20 protein-coding genes are annotated in these 22,692 nt (G+C 66.7%); 9 read left to right on the top strand and 11 right to left on the bottom strand.

All coding sequences use genetic code 11. The features are described from left to right. On the top strand, nucleotides 1–241 hold a 241-nt coding region (locus MKK75_RS28945; protein WP_244045934.1), incomplete at its 5' end, for a hypothetical protein. A 1,346-nt stretch (nucleotides 242–1,587) separates the two neighbouring features. Beyond that, a protein-coding gene (locus MKK75_RS28940; RefSeq protein ID WP_244045933.1) for an IS630 family transposase occupies nucleotides 1,588–2,534 on the top strand; the annotation gives its coding sequence in 2 pieces (ribosomal slippage) (nucleotides 1,588–1,921 and nucleotides 1,921–2,534; 948 coding nt in all). 85 nt (nucleotides 2,535–2,619) lie between these two features. Here the strand turns inward: MKK75_RS28940 and MKK75_RS28935 are convergent. The 10 genes from MKK75_RS28935 to MKK75_RS28890 all read right to left on the bottom strand — a co-directional run bounded on the left by MKK75_RS28935 (nucleotide 2,620) and on the right by MKK75_RS28890 (nucleotide 10,085). Further along, on the bottom strand, nucleotides 2,620–2,814 hold the full coding sequence (locus MKK75_RS28935; protein ID WP_243909024.1) for a hypothetical protein: 195 nt from the start codon (nucleotides 2,812–2,814) through the stop codon (nucleotides 2,620–2,622). A gap of 381 nt (nucleotides 2,815–3,195) precedes the next feature. Then, nucleotides 3,196–3,684 carry a YidB family protein gene (locus MKK75_RS28930; RefSeq protein ID WP_244045932.1) on the bottom strand — a complete coding sequence of 163 codons (489 nt, stop codon included), beginning with the start codon at nucleotides 3,682–3,684 and terminating at the stop codon, nucleotides 3,196–3,198. An 80-nt stretch (nucleotides 3,685–3,764) separates the two neighbouring features. Beyond that, complete coding sequence (locus tag MKK75_RS28925) at nucleotides 3,765–4,460, bottom strand: hypothetical protein (protein ID WP_313901903.1); 696 nt, start codon at nucleotides 4,458–4,460, stop codon at nucleotides 3,765–3,767. Nucleotides 4,461–4,509: 49 nt separating this feature from the next. Next, complete coding sequence (locus MKK75_RS28920; RefSeq protein ID WP_244045931.1) at nucleotides 4,510–4,896, bottom strand: hypothetical protein; 387 nt, start codon at nucleotides 4,894–4,896, stop codon at nucleotides 4,510–4,512. 110 nt (nucleotides 4,897–5,006) lie between these two features. Further along, complete coding sequence (locus MKK75_RS28915; protein ID WP_244045930.1) at nucleotides 5,007–5,930, bottom strand: YsnF/AvaK domain-containing protein; 924 nt, start codon at nucleotides 5,928–5,930, stop codon at nucleotides 5,007–5,009. Next, on the bottom strand, nucleotides 5,927–6,427 hold the full coding sequence (locus tag MKK75_RS28910) for a YsnF/AvaK domain-containing protein (protein ID WP_244045929.1): 501 nt from the start codon (nucleotides 6,425–6,427) through the stop codon (nucleotides 5,927–5,929). Before MKK75_RS28910 ends, MKK75_RS28915 begins: the two co-directional genes overlap by 4 nt. 2 nt (nucleotides 6,428–6,429) lie before the next feature. Then, nucleotides 6,430–7,386 (bottom strand): PhnA-like protein, encoded by a 957-nt coding sequence (locus MKK75_RS28905; RefSeq protein ID WP_244045928.1) that lies wholly within the window; start codon nucleotides 7,384–7,386, stop codon nucleotides 6,430–6,432. A gap of 68 nt (nucleotides 7,387–7,454) precedes the next feature. Further along, nucleotides 7,455–7,715 (bottom strand): GlsB/YeaQ/YmgE family stress response membrane protein, encoded by a 261-nt coding sequence (locus MKK75_RS28900; RefSeq protein WP_244045927.1) that lies wholly within the window; start codon nucleotides 7,713–7,715, stop codon nucleotides 7,455–7,457. A 457-nt stretch (nucleotides 7,716–8,172) separates the two neighbouring features. After that, entirely contained in the window at nucleotides 8,173–9,657 is a 1,485-nt protein-coding gene (locus MKK75_RS28895; RefSeq protein ID WP_244045926.1) for a PAS domain S-box protein, read from the bottom strand. Between the two features lie 113 nt (nucleotides 9,658–9,770). Next, nucleotides 9,771–10,085 carry a hypothetical protein gene (locus MKK75_RS28890; RefSeq protein ID WP_244045925.1) on the bottom strand — a complete coding sequence of 105 codons (315 nt, stop codon included), beginning with the start codon at nucleotides 10,083–10,085 and terminating at the stop codon, nucleotides 9,771–9,773. Nucleotides 10,086–10,931: 846 nt separating this feature from the next. On the opposite strand from MKK75_RS28890, the gene MKK75_RS36215 reads away from it, so the two are divergent. The 4 genes from MKK75_RS36215 (at nucleotide 10,932) to MKK75_RS28875 (ending at nucleotide 16,737) form a co-directional block, all read left to right on the top strand. Then, entirely contained in the window at nucleotides 10,932–11,546 is a 615-nt protein-coding gene (locus tag MKK75_RS36215; RefSeq protein ID WP_313901902.1) for an FAD/NAD(P)-binding oxidoreductase, read from the top strand. 24 nt (nucleotides 11,547–11,570) lie between these two features. Next, nucleotides 11,571–12,179: an oxidoreductase C-terminal domain-containing protein gene (locus tag MKK75_RS36210; RefSeq protein WP_313901901.1), complete on the top strand. Its 609-nt coding sequence runs from the start codon at nucleotides 11,571–11,573 to the stop codon at nucleotides 12,177–12,179. A 19-nt stretch (nucleotides 12,180–12,198) separates the two neighbouring features. Further along, complete coding sequence (locus MKK75_RS28880; RefSeq protein ID WP_244045924.1) at nucleotides 12,199–13,479, top strand: cytochrome P450; 1,281 nt, start codon at nucleotides 12,199–12,201, stop codon at nucleotides 13,477–13,479. A gap of 204 nt (nucleotides 13,480–13,683) precedes the next feature. Continuing rightward, nucleotides 13,684–16,737: a response regulator gene (locus MKK75_RS28875; RefSeq protein WP_244045923.1), complete on the top strand. Its 3,054-nt coding sequence runs from the start codon at nucleotides 13,684–13,686 to the stop codon at nucleotides 16,735–16,737. Between the two features lie 25 nt (nucleotides 16,738–16,762). Here MKK75_RS28875 and MKK75_RS28870 read toward each other — a convergent pair whose 3' ends face one another. After that, the gene (locus tag MKK75_RS28870; RefSeq protein ID WP_244045922.1) at nucleotides 16,763–18,259 is read right to left on the bottom strand and encodes a DUF2252 domain-containing protein; all 1,497 of its coding nucleotides are present in this window, start codon (nucleotides 18,257–18,259) and stop codon (nucleotides 16,763–16,765) included. 701 nt (nucleotides 18,260–18,960) lie between these two features. Between MKK75_RS28870 and MKK75_RS28865 the strand changes: the two genes are divergently transcribed. The 3 genes from MKK75_RS28865 (at nucleotide 18,961) to MKK75_RS28855 (ending at nucleotide 22,503) form a co-directional block, all read left to right on the top strand. Then, nucleotides 18,961–19,545, top strand: a complete 585-nt coding sequence (locus MKK75_RS28865; protein WP_313901900.1) for a carcinine hydrolase/isopenicillin-N N-acyltransferase family protein — start codon at nucleotides 18,961–18,963, stop codon at nucleotides 19,543–19,545. A 432-nt stretch (nucleotides 19,546–19,977) separates the two neighbouring features. Continuing rightward, nucleotides 19,978–21,342 carry an MFS transporter gene (locus tag MKK75_RS28860; protein ID WP_313901899.1) on the top strand — a complete coding sequence of 455 codons (1,365 nt, stop codon included), beginning with the start codon at nucleotides 19,978–19,980 and terminating at the stop codon, nucleotides 21,340–21,342. Between the two features lie 30 nt (nucleotides 21,343–21,372). Next, the gene (locus MKK75_RS28855) at nucleotides 21,373–22,503 is read left to right on the top strand and encodes an L-talarate/galactarate dehydratase (protein ID WP_244045920.1); all 1,131 of its coding nucleotides are present in this window, start codon (nucleotides 21,373–21,375) and stop codon (nucleotides 22,501–22,503) included. Nucleotides 22,504–22,692 lie beyond the last annotated feature (189 nt).

Here is a 22,692-nt window from a genome sequence, read left to right as displayed (position 1 = left end):
CAAGCCGGTGCCTGGCACCATCGACAAGATAGTCTGCTCGCCAGCTGCAGACGAGGCCGACCCGATCGGCGAGATCTGCCAAGGCATCTGCCAGGTGGCCGCCGACGTATCCGGCGCGGCGGGCGCATCCTGGGCCAGGGCAGGCCCGGCTATGGCGGAGATAAGGGTCGCACAGCAGATCGAACGTAGGGACATCACGGCTCTCCTTCTTCGCGGGGGTGAACTCGGAGCCACGGCATAGAGCTAGTCCGTCGGCGCGAGGGCGGGTGGCATCGTCCAGGGTGAGGACGGCGCAGGGGAAGCTGATGGTGCATCCGAACGATCGGCTGGCGATCGGTGCAGAGAGGCGTGTGCGACCGCGCCAGCATTCACCCACGTCCGAGCCGACGTCGGCAGGCTGAGGATGCCCGTCGCCGTCTCAGCATCGCGGTAGGGCACCCGTGCCCGGGAGATCGTGATTGCCGCTCGTAGCCTTCTGAGCGATCGTGCGTGCCTCGCGGGACCTGGGTTCAGGATCGGCTGGACCACAGCGCCTACGTCACGGGGCGTCGTGACCGGGCTTGTTCGATCCACCACCGGCTCCGCATGATCCGGTTCGAGCGTCGCTGTGCGCACGGGGGGCGGCGCGGTGGCGATCATCGACGCTGGCCGAACGACGACCTCGGCAGTGCGCCGCGCCTGCGCCGCTTGAGGTGGCAGGGTCGGCGCAGCGGTCGGATCTGCCGACAGGGTTTGGACCGGGATCGCGTCCGCGCGATCTCGCAACGGTTGCTGTACGTCCGGTTCGAGCATCACTGCCACGGTCGGCGGGGCCGGCGGGGCGACGTCTCGGCGCTCGGCGCGTTCGTTCCCCGCGGGCGGCTCTTCGTGCGTCAGGCGTGCGGCGTCGAGGGGCGCGCGACCGATCAGTGGCAAGCGCGGATTAGCGCGAGGTGGCAGAAACGCCGTCTCCTCTGACGTGCCCGCAGGGTTCGGATCCAGGAAGCTGCGGGGCCCGTCGGCAAGGGAGAAGGTATCTGGGTCGTCCGCGTGAGACAGAGGCCCTGTCAGGTGCGGGACTTCTATCCAGGATGGGAAGGTAGATGGCGGTGGTGATTCTGTAGAAGCCATTGGCGCTGGGGGCCGAGCGGATGTCGTAACAGTCCAATCGTTGTGAGGAATAAGCCAAGCTCCACCAACGGCAAGCATCGTGAGGGTAGAAAGGCAGGAAATTGAGATCGTGGCGCCAGACGACAGGCGGCTGCCGGGCCTTACGGCCGTAAGGGGCCGGGCCATTCCAACGGGCTTCAGGTCGCCCACAAAGATGGGACCACGCTTTAACATCCCCTAAGAACTGAGCTTTTCGTGAAATCGTTCAAGCCCGCGACGATTCAGGCGCGGTCACAATCGAACGCAGTTAAAATCGCACTCGCGCAACAGGTAACTCGATGGCTTCAGATCGCAGGCTGTCACTGCATAGCTCTGGTCGTCCCAGTGCCCACGTGGACGCTCGCTCGGTCTAGAGCCGTGTCCGGCTGCGTTGAATCGTTGGGAGTAGCGGGCAGGCGGCGGATCTGATTCGATGTTAGGCTTTCCGAGGAGGTCGGGATGCCGTCAGCGCTATCGGTGGATCTGCGAGAACGCGTGATCGCGGCGGGAGCTTCGCGCCGACAGGCGGCCAAGCGCTTCGAGGTCGGCCCATCCAGCGCGATCCGCTCGCATGAACGCTTCCAGGCGGAGGGCGCGATCGCACCCCGGCCCTCGTGCGGGCAGCGACCCGCACCGGCCATCGAAGCGCACGCTGAGCGGATCCTTCAGGTCGATCGGGAGCAGCCGCAGGCCATACTGCACGCGGTGCATGATATCCCGGCCGAGCAGGGTGTCCGCACGAGCGTCAGCGGGCTGTGGCGGTTCTTCGCCCAGCATCGGATCACCCGCAAATAGGGGCTGTCTACGCGGCCGAGCAGGAGCATTCGGACGTGAGAGCCGCACGGGAGGCGTGGTTCGAGAGCCAACTCGACCTCGACCCCGATGCCGTCGTCTTCATCGACGAGACGGCGACCGCCACGAACATGGCCCGCACTTACGGTCGGGCTCCACGCGGCGAGCGCTGCCGGCTCCTCGCGCCCCAGGGCCATTACAAGATCACCACCGTCACCGCCGCCCTGCGCACCAGCGGCTTGGTCGCCACCTCCCTGTTCGACGGGGCTACCAACCGCGTGCGCTTCCGCGCCTACGTCACCAACACCCTGGTCCCGGTTCTGAAGGCGGGTGACACCGTCATCCTCGACAACCTGCAATCCCACAAAGTCGTCGGCGTGCGCGAAGCCATCGAGGCGGCCGGCGCGCGGCTCCTCTACCTCCCGGCCTACTCGCCCGACTTCAACCCGATCGGGCAGGCCTTCTCAAAGCTTGAGGCGCTGCTGCGCACTGCCGCTGCCCGAACCGTCCCAGACCTTTGGGCGGCCATCGCCCGGGCCTTCGCAGCCTTCACCCCAGCGGAATGCCGCAACTACATCGCCGCCGTCGGATACGACGCTTATGACCCAACATAAACGGCAACAGCTCTAAAATGGCTTCTTGAGTAAGGTTACCGGGCGCACGAAGATCGCGCGCCCAGCCGTAGCTCGATTATGCCGATTACTTCTTGGCGCTGCTCTTGCCGTGCGCCTTCGTCGAGCTCTCGTGCGCCTTCTCGGAGTGGCCATGTGCCTCCTTCGAGTGCTTGGCCGCGGTGGTCTCGTCGCCCTTCTCGTGGTGTTCGGCCGCGGTCTTGTGCGACTTGGCGGCGGCCTCGTGGTGCTTGGCCGCTTCGTGGTGTGCGTTCTGGGCCATGGCTGTGTTCCTCGTTCGGCACCGTCACGGTGCTCGTTGCGATCGGATCGACCGGCGCGTCCAGATAGGACAGGTCCTACCCGGCGTGCGGAGTGTCCTCAGGTACGCCCTGCTCCAGTGCACGGGCGGCCTGCCCTCGGGAGTGTCGCGGTCCACCGCCAAGGGTAGCTCTCGTGAGAGCCGGGAAAGACGTATGCGAGGCGGTCCGCCTCGAAAGGGTGTCGAGTTCGTCCCGACCAGTCGCAGCGTCGAGACGGTCTACGGCGCTACCGGCAGTCGGCGAGGCGAGCGCCATCGTCAGCATCCGTCAATGGGCACCTCTGCGGTGGGGGAGGTTGAAGCGCGACGCCGGTCTTTTCTGTGGGCGCCGCGCAACGCAGGCTACCAGAGTGCGTGCTCCTGCTCGGTCGGCATCCGACCTTGCGGAGTGAGTTGGTCGACCACACCGGGCAGCAGCGGCGAGAGCTGCGACAGCAGGTCGGAGCTGCCCATCCCGGTCTGTTGCGAGAGCTGCCCCACCGTCTCCGGACCGAGCGCCGCGCCAAGATCGTGCGGCGCGATCGGTTGGTTCTGCCCCTGCCCGATCCACGAGTTGATCGCTCCGCCGTGGCCGGCCTGGGTGAACTGCTCGACCAGAGCACCGAGCCCGCCGACTCCGCCACCGTCGCCGAGCAGGCTACCGAGGCCACCTTGATTGCCTCCAAGACCGCCACCGTTTGCGTTGCCCAGTATACCACCGAGGCCACCGCCCCCGGCCCTAGCAGCAAGCAGGCTCATCAGGACGCCGACGAGGGGGTTGGCGCCGGCGCCCTGCTGCGGACCGGCGTTGCCGCCGACCACGCTGCCGATGATGCTGTCGAGTAGGCCCATGCTCTGTACTCCTGTTGTGGCCCACGGGCGGGGGCTCGTATTGGTCAACGATGGCCGCTTTGACGAGTGGACCGCGGCGATCAGACCGGGTGATTGTAGACCCGCACTCGGCGGGCACTTGAGATCCGTGTATCGGTGCCGTTCACGGGTGTGCTGACCGCATCGTTCTCGCGCGCGATCGAGCCTGCAGCAGCGTCCGAGCCGATCAAGGTCGAGGTGTCGCCCCGCGCCTTGCCGGCCGTCTCGCTGCTCCAGCCCTCGCCCTCCCAACCCTGCGCACGTGCGTCGAGATCGACGGCACCGTGTTCCTCTAGGATGCGCGTGGCCACACCGGCGTGGACCTCATCCGCCCTCACGGTCAGCAGCGATCCGCCACGGCGGACACCCTCGGCGTAGGCATGCGCGTCGGTCTCGCTCACGCCGGCGCCGGTCAACGAGCCGGTTAAACCACCTGCGGCGGCACCGATGCCCGCCCCAGTCAGCGTCGCCACGATCCAGCCAGCGGCTACGACCGGTCCGACGCCTGGGATGGCCATCAGCCCGAGGCCGGCGAGGAGGCCCGCGCCGCCGCCCAGGATCGTGCCGAGCGTCGCACCGGTCCCCACGCCGGTGGCGGCGTGGTCGGCCGTCTCGCCTGTTCCGACGACGCCGGTCTCCGCCTTATTGCTGACGAGGCTGATGTCGGAGTGCGGCACGCCGGCCGCCTCCAACTTCGTCACGGCCGCCGCGGCGTCGTCGTAGCGGTCGTACAGGGCCGATAGGGTCTGCGTGGGCATGAGAGGACTCCGAGACATTCGATTGAGACTGATCGAGCGAGGGGCCGGGCTACTGGACCGCGACGTTGCCCTTGAAGTCGAGGCCGATGCTCGTGGGCTTGCCGTCATCCATTGCGCTGCCGTGCCAGATGCCGTCGCCGTCCTTCTTGAGGTCCTTGACCTCGTGGTAGCCGGCCTTCTCCAAGCGCCGGCGGACTTCACCCTCGGTGAAGCTGTTGGAGCCCCGCTCCAGCTTGACGTTCATCCCCGTGCCGGTGGCCGCTGCCCTGCCGTCATGGGCAAGATCGGTGTTCGGCCGCGTTACGGCGTTCTGCCCGCCGGAGGTCGCGCTGGAGGCGCCGCCCGTCGCCGGCTGACCGGTGACGGTCGTCTGCGCCAGCGCGGGCGCTGCCGCGATCAACGGCAACAGAAGGAGGATCGAGCGGTTCAGGGACATGGCGAGCCTGTTCGTTTGGTTGCGATAGAGGCGACGAGCCGATCCGAACTCGGCTCTCGGTACCACGCGCCGCCCGAGGCATCGGAACCCCGAGCAGCGCCGTTCGCGGATCAGACCGGCTTGCGGGTACCAGGCGTGGTAGCGGTGGTCGTGGCGCCAGTCGTGCCGGTTCGGCTGACGTTGCCGCGCTCGTCCTCGACCTCAACCTCGGTGTGCCGCACCTTGTCGGTGATGGTCTCGGTGCGCTGACCCGCGTCCTTGCGAATGCCGACCTCCTCAACCACGCGGGCCTCCTTCGACACCACCGCCTGCTCACGCATCTCGGTCGCCTCGATGGTCTTGCTCGCGAACAAGGCCTCGTCGGCCGCCGTCACCGGTCGGTCGACCACGCGCCGATCGACGTGCACGGTCTCGTCGCGCAGGGTGACCTGCTCCTCGACCGGCTTCTCGACTACGAAGGAGCGAACCCGCACGCGGCCACTCTCAGCCACGCGCTTGCCGACGTTGAGCCGCTCCTCGACCACCGGGATGTAGTCCGTCTCGCCCGTGGTTGTGCCGGCACCCTTCAGGGATGTTGCACCCGTGGCGGCCGTTCCGGCCGCCGTGGTACCTGCAGCTGCCATACCGGCGGTCGAGCCGGCCGCGGTCGTGCCACCGGTCGCTGAGTATCCGCTCCAGCCTTCCTTGCGCCACGTGCTCTCGCGCTGGTCGAGGTCGACCGAGCCGTTCTGCTCCAGGATGTCGTAAGCTATCTCGGTCTGCGTTGGCTCGACGCTCGCAGTCAGCAGCGTGCCGCCGCGGTTCAGGCCCTCGCTGTAGGCATAGCGATCCTCCTCGGGCATGAAGAAGTCCTTCAGCGAACCCCAGAAGCCACCCTCGTCCTTGTGGTAGTCGTAAGAACCGCTCGTGCGCGCCGTCTGCGCACCTTGCACGAGCTTGATCGCCGATTGCGGGATGCCGGCGGCCACGAGCTTGGTTTGGGCAGCCTGCGCCTCGGCAGGGCGATCGAACAGCGCGGTGATCGTCTGTGTCATGGTGTTGTCTCCTGGGCTGAAGGGGGATCGATCTGCTCGCTGGCGTGGCCATCCCGGCTCACGCGTTCAACCACGGCGCGCTGCCTGCGCAGCGTCACCGGCACCTCGACGTCCTCATCCGCTGAGCTTCGACGGATGTGCAGCTCTTCCTTCAGGACGAGGCGCTTCTCGACGACGAGGATCTCTTCGAGCACGGGGATGATCGTCACCCCGTCCTCCTCGCGGACCGCTGGGGGCACCTCGCCCTCCGACAACGTCCGGTCGACCGGCACCCGGGTGACCTCAACCGTGTCGCTGCGCAGGCTCTCGCGCAGGACCTGATCGACGGTCTCGGTCCGGGTCGAGACCCGCACCCGCCCGGTCTCCACCGTCCGCTTCTCGATGCGGGCGGTCTCCTCGACCAACGGGAGGACTACCTCCTCGCCGACGGCGACCTCCGCCGCCTCTACGCCTTGCGTCCCTGAGGGCTTTGGCTGGCTGGCGGCGAGATCGCTCATGGTCAGATCCGACGCTGGGTTGTAGTAGCGACGCCGGTACGGCTCACCACCGGGTCGACGGCGGCGCCGCGACCCGCGAAGAAGGCCGCCAGCGCGCCGAGTATCAGCGCCACGGCGCCGTAGAGCGCCCCCTGCGAACCGACCCGCGCGGCGGCGTCGGCCGCCTGCTTGGCCTGCTCTTTGGCCTTGGCCGTCACGTCGTTGAACTGCTGCACGTACTGGGTGACCTGGGTCCGGGCCTGCTCGACCGGGATGCCCTGGGCCTTGGCCAGCGCCTGGGCGGCCTTCTCCTGGGCGTCCTTCTGCTGGGCGGCGTCACCGGTCACCGCGGCGCGCATCGCGCTGACGGCGGCGTTCTTCAGGGCCTCGGGGTCGTTGCCGGTACCGTTGCGGACCTGGCTCTCGATGTTGGAGAACGGGTTGTCCATGCCCGGCAGCGACGGGGCGGCCGCCTGCGCGGCGGTCTTCACCGAGCCACCGATCAGGTTGCCGGCGCCGCCGAGCGTGCTCGACACAGCGTTCGATGCGCCGCTGACGAGGCCGCCGACCGCCGAGGACAGCAGGTACACGACAACGAGCGTCGAGACCGCCCAGGCGATCAGCCCGTGATAGGCGGTCGTGGTCCGAGCCGGTTTGCCCGAGAGGCGCCCGGCCAGCCAGCCGCCGGCGGTGGCAGCGAGGATGCCGGAGATCACGAACCAGATCCCGGCGCCGGACGAGAGCGACCCGGCGGTCGGGGTGCCGTTGCCGGCTGGGTCGACGGTCGAGAGCCCGATCCCGAGCCCGACCATGTTGAGGATAACCTGAGCGACCAGCGCGATCACCGCGCCGGCGAACACCGCGCCCCAAGAGACGGAGTGCAGCGCCATCGTGCGCATGTCCTCAGCCGGGGTGGCCAAGCTGGTAGTCGGAAGGTCACGGTCGTAGGCCGGACGGGTAGTGTCGGGGGATAACGCCATCGTGGGAACTCTCTTGTTGGGGGTGGTCGGGTCGGGCTTCGGCCGAGGGTCGGCGGGAGGAGTGGGGGTCAGAGGATCCGGCGGCGGCCCATCAGGGCGTGGTAGAGCCACAGCAACACCACGGCGCCGACGACGGCGACGAGCAGGCTGTAGAGGTTCACCCCGGACACCCCGGGCTGGCCGAACTGGTTGAATAGAAAGCCGCCGACCACCGCCCCGACGACGCCGAGCAGGATGTCGACGAGCAGGCCCTGTCCGGTGTTGTTGACGACCTTGCTTCCGATGAAGCCGGCCACGAGGCCGAGCACGATCCAAGCGAGGAGTGACATGATCCGGGTCCGCCTTTGTCGATGTGGGTCGAGGCATGGTCGTCGTCGGGAGGTCCGGAGACGTGCGTCGGCCGCGAGCCGTCCAGCCCGCGCGATGGTTGCGGCCCACAGCTACTTGCGCGTGGACCGGCGTGGCTTCGGCTTCGGGGTTGGCGACGTATGTGCGGCTTCGATGGCGGCGACCTCAGCGGCTCCTTCCGCCTCGATCTCCCGATCGCCCTCGATGATGCCAATGGCTTCCTTGATCAGCGCCCGGGCGTGGTCGACTGACAGGATCCTCCGGCGCTCGGACACAGACATCCCCTCAGATCAACCGCATCGGTCGAACGTCCGAGATGCCCGTATTGAGCAGAGCTACGGTGATGTAATAAGCAGCTTTAAACGAAGTTCCGAAGATTTACATAAAGTATATTCGCACTAACTCGTGCTGGTAGTTCTGTAACGGTTTCCACCAATTTTAGCGGCGCCCGGTCGGATTTTGGCCGATGCCGCGCTCCTGGGCCCACACCACCACCGCGCTGCGGCGGTTGACCCCGAGCTTGCGATAGAGGCCGGCGACGTGGTTGCGCACGGTGTTCGGCGACAGCTTCAGCTCGGCCCCGATCTCCCGGTCGGTGGCGCCCTGGCAGATCCGCGTGAGCATGTCCCGCTCCCGGATCGTCAGGTTCTCCACCCGGCCCGAAGGATGGCCAGTGCGCGGCGGGTGACGCAGGGCCGCCAGCTTATCGATCACCCCGTGGCTGAACCACGATGCATCCGCCATCACCGCCTCAATGGCGGTGATCAGCTCGCGCTCCGAGCGCTTCCTCGCGGTAATGTCCTGCAGGACGCAGAGCACGCAAGCCTCGCCGTTGATGCTCACACGCTCGGCCGAGACCAGGCAATCGATCTCGGCCCCGTTCCTGTCCTGCAGGCTGGCCTCGAACGCACGGATGCTGCCGAGCCGCTTCAGGTCGCGCGAGAACCGGCGCTGCTCGGTGAGGTCGACCCAAAGCGCGAGATCGGCGAGCGACTGGCCCGCCGCGGTCTCGGGGGCATGGCCGAACGACGTGACGAAGGCTTGGTTGACGCTCGTGATTTCCAAGCCGTCCACACTCATCAGCGCGCTCGGCACCGGTGAGAGCTCGAACGCCTTGACAAAGCGCTCCTCGCTGTGGCGCAAGGCCATCTCAGCCTTCCGGCGATCCTCCAGGTCGGCGAAGGTGAATAGCATGCATCGCTCGACGCCACCCGGGCCGGGCATGTCGATGGCGTGGCCGGCCACGATCACGTAGCGGCCCCTCCCGCAAGGCGTTGCGAGCTGAGCCTCCATCTGCGGGATGGTGTGGCCGGCGTGAAGGTGCCGGATCGCCAACTCGCGCCGCTCGGCGTCGCGCAGCAGGTCGATCTCGCAGAACGATCGGCCGAGCACGTCGTCGCGATGGTACCCGGTCAGGTCGAGGAAGCCGTGGTTGACTCGCACGAAGCGCAGGTCGGCGATCCGGCAGATGATCGCCGGGGCCGGGTTGGCGTTGAACATCCGCTCGAACCGCGCCTCGGCCTGGTATCGCTCGCTCACGTCCTGCATCACCAGAGCGAGGCCGTTCGGTGTGCCATCCGCATCGGTGGTCACCAGGCTGCGGATGCGGTGCATCCACCTGTGCGTGGGATCCCGGGTCGGGGCCAACTCGACCACGACGTCGCGGAACTCCTCGCCGGCGAGTACCCGGTCGAGTGGATGCTGCAGCGGCCCGATCTCCCGATGATTACGGTAGTGCAGCGTGAAGTTCGCGCGATACTCGGACACGGTGGCGCCGAGATCGCCGACGTCCGCGACCCCATGCATCATCACGGCGGCTGCGTTCGCGTAGGCGATGGTCTGATCCGGCTCGATCAGGATCACGCCTTCGGATAGGCCGGCCACGATCTGCCGCATCTGTATGTCATGAGCCGCATCGGCCATCGGCGTATCTCCATCCGAAGCGCCAACGCTCGAATGTGGGGAAAAGCCCGGACTGCTGCGTTTGGTCGTTCCTGATCTCGCTGATCGTCACGGATGAACCGGCCGAGCAGAGCTCAGGCCGAAGAATTACGCTCATGAGCGTAAGAGGGATTATTGCACACGAGTTGCAGTTTGGGCCGGCGGCTTCCGGTGAGGAACATGACCTCGACCGCGGCGTCATCCATGGTCGTGACGTGGAGGCGGTAGCCCATGTTCGTCGCCAACATACGCGCTTGGTCCAGCGTACCAGCGGCCAATGTCATCGTGAACTCGGCTATACCCGATGCGAGTTGAGCCGCGATGAGACCGATTTCGACACCTTCGTTGAAGGTCTCGTCCCGGCCAGCGAACCGCAGGCGTAGACCGGGTACGACATGGATATGGCGCATGTGTAGTCCCTCTGGACACCTGCCAGTCACAGCCGATGTAGTTAACGGCGCGTTAGCGGCGGCATGCTCCGAAAGATCTGAAATCTTACTCGGCCCCTTAGAGGCCGGCGCAGCCTGTCGCGGCCACGGGACACACTCAGTTTCGGAACGTCGCGATTATGCGAATGGGTCAGTTTGCCCGGCCGTGAGAACGTGAGCCATGGGCTAGCACTCGCAGTGTCCAGCGGCCGGCCGATGATGACAGCACTCTGAGTTCGGATATGGCGATCCCCTCCTGTTCAGGTCGTATAGCTAAGTTCCAGCGGCGCCGTTTCAGTGGGCCTTGCCCTATTGGAACGCTGCACTCCGCGGACGCTTCGTGGTGAAATATCGGGTTCCGGTTTCCACCCCAAACCGAATTTGCCGACAAAGCGTCTTTGAAGCGGACCGGCCGGTTTCGGCCAATGGCGGTCACCTGGGGCGAGGAAATGTCGCAACGAATATGTCGAGCTGGTCGCCACTAATAAACTGAAGTCCGCGACCAGTGACTCCCTTCATTATCGATCAGAGGAACTCGCTCGATCGGCTTCGGTTGGCATGCCCTGTCCATAGGTACCTCGCAAACCAGTCGTCAGGTCGATGAAGACGTCGACATCAGCCAAGCTTACGTCCGGTGCTGCTATGCGACCCGGAGGCACGTCCGCGTCGAGGGGCGTGAGGCCCTCATCTACGATCCCGTCTGCGCCGCCGAGCCTCAAACCGACATCGAGCGCGCTCGCGTCGCCTGCCCGGTTCTAGCAATCCGGGTCGAGTGCTACGGCTATGAGGGCATCTGCGATGGGATCTAACTCGCCCGTACGTGCTATCGTGGTGGTCGGAGCAGGCCTCGCGGCCCTGCGTGGGGCCGAGGCTATGCGCCGAGCCGGCTACTCGGGTTCGCTCACGATCGTCGGGGCCGAGCCCTACAGCCCCTACGATCGACCGCCGCTCTCCAAGCACGTTCTGACCGGTCACATCTCCGCGGATGCGATGACCCTACCGAGCAGTCTCGATGGTGATGTCGACTGGCGCCTCGGCAGTCCGGCTGATTACCTCGATCGTGCGGCTCAGGTGGTTCATCTCGCTGACGGATCAGCGCTGTCCTACGACCGCCGGCTGATCGCCACTGGCACCCGCGCCCGCCCTTGGCCGAACCCGCACGAGGCCAAGCTCGTCGGTGTCTATTCCCTGCGGGGCCGGGACGATGCGGTCGCCTTGCGCGCAGCGCTCGTCGCTAGGCCGAAGCGCGTGCTGGTGATCGGCGGCGGCCTGATCGGCTGCGAGGTTGCGAGCGCCTGCCGGCAACTCGGTTTGCCGGTGACACTAGTTCAACCTGGTCCGGCACCGCTCGGACGCGCGCTCGGCCGGTATATCGGCGGCATCGTCGGCGCCATGCACGCGGTTCGCGGTGTCGACCTGCGCCTCGGCGCCGAGGTCGAATAGCTGGAGGATGTGGGAAGCCGGCTCGTGCGCGCGCACCTCGCCGACGGCACCGCGATCGAGGCCGACGTCGCGGTGACGGCGCTCGGAGCGGTACGCAACACCGAATGGCTCGCGGGATCCGGCCTGTCGTTTGACGCGGGGGGCGTCGACTGTGATGTGGACGGTCATGCGCTGGAGGTGGATGGGCAGCCCGATCTTGCGATCGCCGCGGCGGGCGACGTGGCCCGCTTCCCGCACCCGCTCTACGGCCGGCGCCGCATTGCCGTGGAACACTGGGGACATGCGGTCGCGCAGGGTGTGCATGCTGGACGTATGCTTGCCGGGGACAAGCCCGACCGAAGCTACGCCGCGTTGCCAGCCTTCTGGTCCGGGCAAGCGGGCGTGACGATCAAATCGGTCGGCCTGACGGACGGTGCGGACTCCATGACGATCGCGCACGGCGATACGGCTGCGGGGCGCTTCCTCGCCCTCTACGGCCGGGCGGGACGGTGCATCGCCGCCGTGTCGGTCGATTGTGGGCGCTGGCTGCCGGCCTACGCCGCCCTCATCGCCGAGAACGCGCCGTTTCCACCAAAGGGGGCCGCGACCGATCGGGCCGGTCCACTTAAGATCCTCGCGTCGGGCCTGACCTAACCCTGTTCGCGGACACAACATGGCCGACGCTAACCTCCTCGAGCAGATCAAGGACTACGCCAACCGCGCCGACCCATACCCACTCTACGCTCGCCTGCGTCAGAGCCCGGTCTCGCGCCAGGATGATGTGGGCGAGGGGAGCGGGGCTCCGGGCGAAGTGGCGTGCAGTGTTTGGGTGGCGGCGAGCCACGCTGCCATCACGTGCCTGCAGAACGACCCTCGCCTGAGCGTCGAGACACAGCCGCCGACCAAGCGCCCATCCACCGGCAACCCGGTGACTGACTACCTCGTCAACCCGATCAAGGACCGGATCACCGACCGACACCAGCCGTTCCTGTTCCGCGACCCGCCTGCGCACGATCTCCTGCGCGCCGCCACCGTGCGCCAGTTCACACCCGAGCGGGTCCACGCGATGCGGGCCCGGTCGGAGCGGCTCGTCGGCGAGATGCTGGACCGCAAAGTCGGCGCGCGCGTGATCGATGTCGTCGACGACCTCGCTTACCCGCTGCCGGTAGCGGTGATCTGCGAACTGTTCGGGGTGCCTGAGGGGGACGAGGTCAGGTTCCGCGATTGGTCGAGCCAGCTCGCCACGGCGGTCGAGCCCGGTGTCGTGGTCAGCGACGAGGCCCGCATGGACAACGCCCGGGCCTTCGATGGCATCTCGGACTACCTCTCCGATCTCATCGCCGAGAAACGCAAGCGACCGCGCGACGACCTGCTCTCGGGGCTGGCCAACCAGGCCACTCAGGATGGCTATCGGATGGGCGACTTCGATCTGATCTCCACGGCGATCCTGATCCTGGTCGCCGGCCACGAGACCGCTGTCAACCTGATCGCCAACGCCTGGCTCGCCTTGCTGCGCCACTCGAGCGAATTGGAACGCCTGCGCGCCGATCCGAGCCGCGCCCCGCGCGTAGTCGAGGAGGTGATGCGCAACGATCCTCCGGTACAACTCGTCACTCGCAAGACGCTCAGCGCCATCGATATCGCCGGTATTACGATTTCCGCCGATGAGACGCTCATCCTGATGATGGCCGCTGGCAACCGTGATCCGGCCACGTTCCCTGACCCGGACCGGTTCGATCCCGATCGCACCGGCACGCGCCATCTCGGTTTCGGCGGCGGCCTGCACTACTGCGTCGGCGCGCCCCTCGGCCGGTTCGAGGCGGAGGCTGCGCTGACTGCGCTGGCCCGCCGGCTGAAGGCCCCACACCTGATCGAGGATCCGCCGCCCTATCGTCGCCCGGCGACCCTACGCGGACCGGAGCGTCTGCGGGTGGCTGTCGAGGGGATCCTCTAGCCTGCTTCAGCGCCTGACAGCACGAGTCTCAACGGGGTGCCTCGCACCCACGCCGACCATGCGTCCAGATGCGACGAGGCCTTGCAGGCTCTCTCGCGGGATCATCGAAGTAGAGGCTTTGGCTCGAAACCAGGGCTCGCGCTGCAGGTGTGAACCCGGCTACGACTTGCCGATGCCCGATCGCGGCGGGCGCAGGTAGCTCGCATGCCCGACACCCATCCCCTGATCCAGCGACCAGGCTTGCGGGGCGCACGTCCGCTCGCCGGGCTGCCCAGTTCGCCGCTCGCCTACGCCCTGCTCGCCCTGGCCTTGACGGCGGTCGGGTGGAACTTCGTGGCCGGCGATGCCGCTCTACGTGAGCGGCTGCACCGCAGGGAGCTGATCAGCCGTAGCGAGCGCCTGCTCTCGACGATGAAAGATCTGGAGACCGGCATGCGCGGATACGCGCTCACCGGCAAGCCCGAGTACCTCGAACCCTATACCGATGCGCTCGGCCGCATCCCCGGCGAGAGCGCCTTCCTCGACAATCTCGACCGTGGCTCTTCCGATCCTGCGACCGCGGCACTCGCCCCCGTGCGCAAGCTGCTCGGCGATGAGACGGTGTTCTCCGACCGGGTCGTGACCGCGCGGCGTGACCAGGGGGTCGACGGTGCAGAAGCCCTGATCGAGACCGGCGCGGGCAAGCGCCTGATGGACGCGCTCCGTGCCGCCACCGCGACGGCCAACCGATCCGCCGGAGAGGCGTTGGCGGAGAAGGACCGTCGCGACAGCCTGCGCTACACCGCCCTGACGGCGTTCAGCCTGCTGTGTGCGACCCTCGCGATCGTGCTGCTGGCCCGCCTCGCCCTGGTGCGTCGCCGTGAGAGTCAGCGCAGTAGCGGGTTGTTCGAGGGCGTGCTCGCCAATGCCCCGGTCGGGCTCGGCTTCCTCGACGGCGGGTTCAACATCCGCCACATGAACCGCGCGCTGGCGACGATGAGCGAGCGCGGCTTCGGCGCGGATCTCGGCGCACCGATCTGGACACTTCTCCCAAGGCTGGAAGAACAGCTCACCCCGCTACTAGAGTCGGCACGCGACCACGGCCTCGTCAGTGCCGACGTGCCGGTCAGCGTGCCGAGCGAGACCGCGCCGGGCGGGATGCGCCACTTCCGCATGAGCTTCTACCCGCTGAGCCAAGACGAAGGATCGGCCGTGGCCACCGGCGTCGGCCTCGTGGTGGCGGACGTGACCACGGCCGTCCTGTCCGAGGCCCAGGTCCGCGCGGGCGAGGCGCTGCTGCGGACCGTGCTCGATACCCTGCCGGTGGGCGTGCTCATCGCCGAGGCGCCGTCCGGACGGATCACCGGCTACAACGCCCGCGCCGAGACGATCCTCGGGCACGGGGTGCTGCCCGCGCAACCCGGCGAGGGACCGGCCCGCTGGGTCGGCTTCCACGAGGATGGCCGGCCGGTCGAGCCGAGCGAATGGCCGCTGATCCAGGTGATGCGCGCGGGCGAGCCACAGTCCGAGCTGGAGGTCGACTATCAGCGCGGCGACGGTGCCCGCGCCTGGGTTGGCTTCGCCGGCGCGCCGATGCAGGCGGCCGACGGCGCGCTCGTCGGCACTGTCGTGGTGGTCACCGACATCGACGCGCGCAAGCGTTCCGAGCACGTCCTTGCGGCGGCGAAGGAGGCCGCCGAGGAGGCCAACCGCGCCAAGTCCGAGTTCCTGGCCAACATGAGCCACGAGCTGCGCACCCCGCTGTCGGCGGTGATCGGCTATTCGGAGATGCTGCAGGAAGAGATGGAGGACGCCGGCCAAGCCGACCTGCTGCCCGACGTGAGGAAGATTGAGGCGAACGCGCGCCACCTGCTCGGGCTGATCAACGACGTGCTTGACCTGTCCAAGATCGAGGCCGAGCGCATGGAGGTGTACCCGGAGAGTATCGACCTTGCCGCGACCGTGCGCGATGTCGCTGCCACGGTGGAAGCTTTGATCGAGAAGAAGGGCAACGCCCTGGTCCTCGACATCGCGGACGGAGTCGGTGGCGCGTATACGGACGCGACCAAGCTGCGCCAGTGCCTGATCAACCTGCTGAGCAACGCAGCCAAGTTCACGGAATGCGGGCAGATTACGCTGTCGGCACGCCGGCAGACGGATAGTGAGGGTGATCGACTGGTGTTCGCCGTGGCCGACACCGGCATCGGCATGAGCGAGGAGCAGGTGGCGCGCCTGTTCCAGCGCTTCAGCCAGGCCGACGCCTCGACGACGCGGCGCTTCGGCGGCACAGGGCTAGGCCTGGCGATCACCCGGGCGTTCGCGCACATGCTCGGCGGCGACATCGCGGTCGAGAGCCGCGAGGGTGGAGGCACGACCTTCACCCTGACGCTGCTGGCGAGCGTGGCCGAGGGCGAGGAGAGACAGGCGCAAGCGAGATCGCCGCGAACGCCGCAACCGTCGACCGAGCCGATAGCGTGCAGCGAGGTCCTGGTCATCGACGACGATCAGGCCACCCGCGACCTGCTGGCCCGCTTCCTGGCCAAGGAGGGCTTCAACGTGGCGACAGCGGGCGACGGAATGGTAGGGCTCGAGCAGGCGCGCACGCAGCGTCCGCGCGCGATCCTGCTCGACGTAACCATGCCGCGCATGGACGGATGGGCGGTGCTGCGCACCCTGCGCGCCGACCCGGAGCTCGGCGATCTGCCGGTGATCATGGTCACGGTGCTCGACGAGCAGAACCTCGCGTTCTCGCTTGGGGCGACCGACTACCTGCAGAAGCCGGTCGACTGGGCACAGTTGAAGGAGGCGATGGAGCGGTTCCGGCCGAAGGCCCATGACGGGCCGGTGCTGATCGTGGACGACGACGCCGACCTGCGCGCGCTAATGGCATCCCAACTGACCCGGTACGGCTGGAAGGTGGTCGCAGCGGCGGACGGCCGAGCCGGCTTGACGGCGGTCGGCGAGCACCGGCCGCGGGTGATCCTGCTCGACCTGATGATGCCCGAACTAGATGGCTTCGGCTTCCTGCGCCTGCTGCGCACCCGCCCGGAATGGTACGACATCCCCGTGGTCGTGCTGACGGCCAAGGACGTCACGGCGGACGACTTCCGCCAGCTGGCGGGGCAGGCCGACCGCGTGGTGCAGAAGGCCGGTTTATCCTTCTCCGACCTCTCGGCACTCCTGAAGACGCTCTACGGAGCCGATCCCACCGAGCATCAGCACGGTGGGGTGGCATCGGATCAGACCGATGGGTCCGGCACGACGACGTCGTCCGGGTGATCAGTTCGTCAACGTGTCCACCAGATCAAATATGTGGATCGTCGGCCGCTCGGAGCCTGCCCGCCGCGATGACCTCCCGGAAGGCCTGATAGTCCGCCTCGTTCCGATCGCCGTAGGCCATTGCCCAATTGGCCAGGGCCTCCCGCAGGTCGGCGCGGCCGTCATGACCGCAATAGCCCGCGATCGCCGCCGCATCCCCGGTCCGCGCGTGAGCCTTGGCCAACAGGGCGCCGTAGGCGTGCGAGAAGTACTGGAGCGACCGACCCGTCATGCGCGCGACCGGGATCTCGCCCTTCATGTTCTTCATCTGCCGCACGTAGAACGGTCGTCCCTCGATCTTCGTCCAGCCAAGCAGCGGATCGCCCACGGCCTGCAGCAGGCGTTGGCCGTAGATCACGCGCTCGCCCTCGTGATCGGCATAGGGCTTGGGCATGCCACGCAGGTACGGCGCGTGGGCTGGTCGCACGGCTTCCTTCACTTGGAGGAAGAGCGCGTCCTGATCCGAGTTGCCGCACAGCAGCGCGACGTAAGCCCGGGTGCCGACGCTGCCGACGCCCACGACGCGGTGCGCGACGTCGACCACGTGGTAGCGGCTGAGCATGAACCGCCGCTCGCGCGGCAACGTCTCGGCATAATGCTCCAGGCCGGTGGTGACAGCCTCGCGCGTGGCCTCGTCGACGCGAACGAGAATTGGGGGTTCTTCGCGGAAGCGCCAGCCGCCGTCCGTGCGCCGCTCGCCCACCCGGTCGAGCAAGCTCGTGTTGTTCTTCCGTCGCGCCTTCTCGACGGCCTTGCGCACCACGGCTTGCGAGCGCGCGTCGATCTCGATACCGGCGAAGGCGAGGTCCTCGGCGCGCGCCGCGCGCTGCCACACGTCGAGCGAACCGCGCGGAGCGAGATCGTCCATCGTGTGCTGGTAACCCGCCACCGCGCTCAGTACGGCATGGCGACGTTCAGCCGGCGGGACATCGGCATCCCGCGCGGCGACCTCGATACTCGCGCACAGGCGCTTCAGGTCCCATTCCCACGGTCCGACCGTGACCTCGTCGAAGTCGTTGAGGTCGAGCACCACATCGCCCTGGGGTGAGCCGAACAAGCCGAAGTTGGAGATATGGGCATCGCCGTTCATCACCACGTCGATCGCGCCGCGCGCTCCCTGCGCGAGGTCCCAGGCCATGACCTGAGCGGCCCCGCGCAGGAAGGCGAACGGCGAGGACGCCATGCGGGCGACCCGCAGCGGGATCAGGTGCGATTGTCGCCCCTCGTGGGCCGCCTCTATGAGCGCGACCGGGTCGGGACGGTCGCGGGCGTGATCGAGCACAGCATGAACTTGATGCGGTAGTTCCAGGCGCAGGATCTTGCCGGCGGCGCGGCGCTTCTCCCACGGCTCCACGCCCGAGCGCAGGTCGATGTGCGGGAAGTCCGCGAGGGGTTCGAGCACTGCCTCCTCGGCAGCTTCGATCACTGCCTGATGCTCATCGGCCGCCGTCGAGGTATCCGTGGGATGCGCTGACCGTTCCATCGACCTCGTCCGACCGCCCCAGACCACACCAACGGTTCGACCAGGGAATAAACCCTTCGGCTCAACGTGGACTTAACCGCACACCCCGCCTGAGCCGGCGATGCTTGATTAGGCCCGTCGCCTGCTTCGTGCCTCCTCGCGCGCGACCAATGGAGGTCGCCAATTGGGCTCTGAAGCGATCATTCTTGAGCGCCGCCGGCAAGGCTATTGCCCGGGTAAGATCAGCTTAGCGGTCGACCACTCACCACAAACCGGGGGCGCCTAGATAGTCGCCGTATGTGCCGCGTCAGCTCAGGTTCCCTCGTAAGCAGGTGTATCGCATGGAGAAGACGTTCACCGCTCAACGACAGGATCGCCCCAGGACGGCGTGGCTTAAGCGCTTCCTAAAGGGACGGGACGAAGCCGAGCGGTGGTATCTTGGGGACGGAGACGCTGACCAGCCTTCGGCCTCCAAGTGCTGCGTAGCCCTAAAGTGACGCATGCCAGAGCTTGTCTCGCACTACGATCACGTGTGCGGGCTGGTCGGAGACGACGACCTCGCCCATCGCATCCTCAGCCACTATCGCCCGGCACCTCGCCTGCAGGGTTGCAGCTAAGCCGTGTGGCTGGGCGACGAAGGCACAGCTCTCGTTCGCAACTACGACTATCCCCTCCCCATCATCACCGGGCGCATCGAACTCACCGCGTGTTCTTAGCGGGGCGTGATCGCGGTGGCCCAGCGACCCTGGTGCGGCTGCCTGGATGGGATGAGCGACAATGGACTTTTCGCCAGCTGTACGCTCGGCGGTATGGCCAGGCGCGGGCCAGGCTTCGCCATCATCCTGATGCTCCGCTACGTGCTGGAGACGTGTGGGACGGTCGGCGAGGCCGTCACCGCGCTATGCCGCATCCCGGTCACCCAACTCCACAACGTCACGCTACTCGACGGGACGGGCGAGCATGCCGCGCTCTTCCTCGGCCCCAGGCGTGAACCCGCCGTGACGCACCAGAGGGCATGTACGAACCGCCAGGAGCGGATGTCGCCTGCATTCGGCTCAGCTCTGCGCCAGAGCGTGCTGATGGACGCTCTGGGTGATCCTTCCAGCATGCTGACAGGGCTGACAGCACTCTTCTTCGAGCCACCGCTGTATTCGCGGAAGGCCGCGTTCACCACGGCCTACACAGCTGTGTATCGACCTGCAAAAAAGCGCGTCGATCATCCCTGGCCTGGGCAGCGTTGGAGCCAGACCTTCCAGCATTTCGTACCCGGCGCCTACACGCATGACTATGGCAATCTCGCGCGGTAACCGTAGGTGTGGCGTACGTGATCACTCGCTCCTTGCCGTCGGTCGCATTGGAGCGGATCAGCGGCTTCTCGTCGATCCAGGCGGCAAGCTTCACGTGCGAGCCCGTTAGGTCGCTTCATCAGCCTTTCTGCCCGAAAGCAGACGTGCAGCTTTCGGCTAGCACCGGTCGCGTTGGGCGGCGCTTCTTAACGGCTTGGGTTGGGTGAAAAACGGACTGACCGCTTTTGGCTTGGATTGGCGCATAGCGGCCATTCGGTAGCGATCAGAAGCTAAGCGGCCGCCGACCGGCTCAATGCATTGATACCGATAGCGCATCAATCGATCTAGAAATGATGTTGGACACGAAAAAGGCTCTGCCCCACTGATCACCCTGAACGAAGGCTGCCGTTGCTTTGTGAGCAGCGAGACGGGCCTCCACATCGGAGGATCGCCGTGGCTCAGGCAGGGCCACCGCTGAAGAAGACCAATGTCAGATACGTCATCCTAGCTTTGATCTTCCTCGCAACAACCTTCAACTACGTCGATCGCGCGACCCTGTCGGTCGCCGCCTCGTCGATGCGGACCGAATTCGGTTTCGATGCAATTACGATGGGCCTCGCATTCTCGGCGTTCGGCTGGGCCTACACGGCGATGCAGATCCCAGGCGGCTGGGTGCTCGACAAATACGGCGCTCGCCTCGTCTACGGCATCGGGCTAATCCTGTGGTCAGCCCTCACGATGATGCAGGGCCTCGTCCACGTCGTCTCGTTCACCTTCCTGGCGCTGTTCGCCCTGCGCTTTCTCATGAGCATAGCGGAGGCGCCGGCCTTCCCGGCCAACAGCCGCCTCACGGTGATGTGGTTCCCCACGAAGGAACGTGCCTTCGCGACCTCGATCTTCCAGTCCGCCCAGTACTTCGCGCTGGCCGTGTTCACCCCGATCATGACGTGGATCCTGCACGCCCATAGCTGGCAGGCGATCTTCTATTGGGCTGGTGGCGTCGGCATCATCCTTGGCGTCGTGTGGCTGCTCTACGTCCACGAGCCGCGCCACCATCGAGGCGTGAACCATGGTGAACTCGACTACATTGAAGCCGGAGGCGGCCTGCCGAACATGGGCGACAAGCGCGATCGCATCCGCTGGTCAGAGGTCAAGGCTCTCATCAGCAACCGCATGATGATCGGCATCTATATCGGCCAGTTCTGCCTGACCACGATCACGTGGTTCTTCCTGACGTGGTTCCCGACCTACCTGCTCGAAGCGCGGGGCATGTCGATCCTCAAGGTCGGTCTCGTGGCGGCGATCCCGGCGATGTGCGGCTTTCTCGGCGGGCTGGTTGGTGGCCTGTGGTCGGACTGGATGCTCCGGCGCGGCTTCAGCCTGACGGCGGCGCGCAAGCTCCCGATCATCGTGGGGCTGCTGTTCTCCTCGACGATCGTGCTCGCCAACTACGTCCCGTCCGACGTGTTCGTTATCGTGGTGATGAGTGTCGCCTTCTTTGCCAAGGGCATCGGCAATCTCGGCTGGTGCATCGTCGGCGATGTCTCGCCAAAGCAGATTATGGGCGTCAGCGGCGGCATCTTCAATCTGTGCGGCAACCTCGCCAGCATCGTCACGTCGCTCGCCATCGGCATCATCGTGAAGGAGATGGGCGCCTTCGACCTCGCCCTCGTCTATATCGGCGTGGTCGCGCTGATCGGCGCTGTTTCCTACCTCGTCATCGTCGGACCGCTGAACCGCTTGGAGATCCGCAGCGACGAGTGCGCTCTAGATGCCGAGCCCGCCATGCCGCGCGACGTCGGCACCGCCCGGGCCTGAGCGCCCCAACCCCAAACTCTGGAGGACTTCATGGCTCAGGACACCGTCACCGGCATCCGCCTGCGCTCAGTCTACCTGCCGCTCAAGACCCCGATCAGCGACGCCAAGGTGCTGACCGGCCGGCAGAAGCCGATGACGGAGATTGCGATCCTGTTTTGCGAGGTCGAGACCTCGGACGGTCACCGAGGCCTCGGGATCAGCTACTCGAAGCGGGCCGGCGGCCCAGGGCAGTTCGCCCATGCCTGCGAGATCGCCCCGGCGCTCCTAGGGGAGGATCCAAGCGACATCGCCAAGGCTTGGGACAAGCTGGCCTGGGCGGGTGCCTCGGTCGGCCGCAGCGGCCTCGCCGTGCAGGCGATCGGCGCCTTCGACGTGGCTCTCTGGGACCTGAAGGCGAAGCGCGCCGGCCTTTCGCTCGCCAAGCTCCTCGGGGCGCAGCGCGAGAGCGTGCGCTGCTACAACACCTCCGGCGGCTTCCTGCACACCCCACTGGAGGAGCTTCTGGTCAACACCGACCGCTCCCGCGAGAAGGGCATCGGCGGCATCAAGTTGAAGGTCGGGCAGCCGGATTGGGCCCTCGACATCGAGCGGGTCTCCCGCGTTCGGGAGCATCTTGGCGAGGCGTTTCCCTTGATGGTCGATGCCAACCAGCAATGGGATCGTCCGACCGCGATGCGGATGGGCCGCATCTTCGAGCAGTTCAACCTGATCTGGATCGAGGAGCCGCTCGATTGCTACGACGCCGGCGGCCACGCGGCGCTCGCGGCCGCCCTCGACACCCCGATCGCCACCGGCGAGATGCTGACGAGCGTGTCCGAGCACTGGGATTTCATTCGCCAGAACGGCGCCGATTTCCTGATGCCGGACGCCCCCCGCGTCGGCGGCATCACACCCTACCTGAAGGTTGCGACGCTCGCCGAGTTCGCGGGCATGACCATCGCCCCGCACTTCTCGATGGAACTGCACATCCACCTCGCCGCTGCCATGCAGCGGGAGCCCTGGGTCGAGCATTTCGAATGGCTGGAGCCACTATTCAACGAACGCCTTGAGCTGAAAAACGGGCGGATGCTGGTGCCGACGCGCCCAGGCCTCGGCATCAGCCTCAGCGAGCAGGCGTCGACTTGGACCCGGGAGCTCGCAGGGTTCGGAAGTTTCAGCTGATCGCTTCTTCGGGGTCCCCTTCAGTACCACCTGGCGGATCGGTACGCCCTCCGTCGTCCGCTTTCGGGCATTGAGCCAAACGTCTCGGACGACCGAATGGGGTCGATAGGAGTTGGTCCGCTTTTCCGGCGGCTGACCTCAGAAGCGGACCGGCGGCTTTCGGCCAGATCCAGTCGGCCACTACGCGCT

It is taken from the genome of Methylobacterium sp. J-030 (assembly GCF_022829545.1).
Classification (GTDB): domain Bacteria; phylum Pseudomonadota; class Alphaproteobacteria; order Rhizobiales; family Beijerinckiaceae; genus Methylobacterium.
This window is presented reverse-complemented; position numbering and strand designations above follow the sequence as displayed.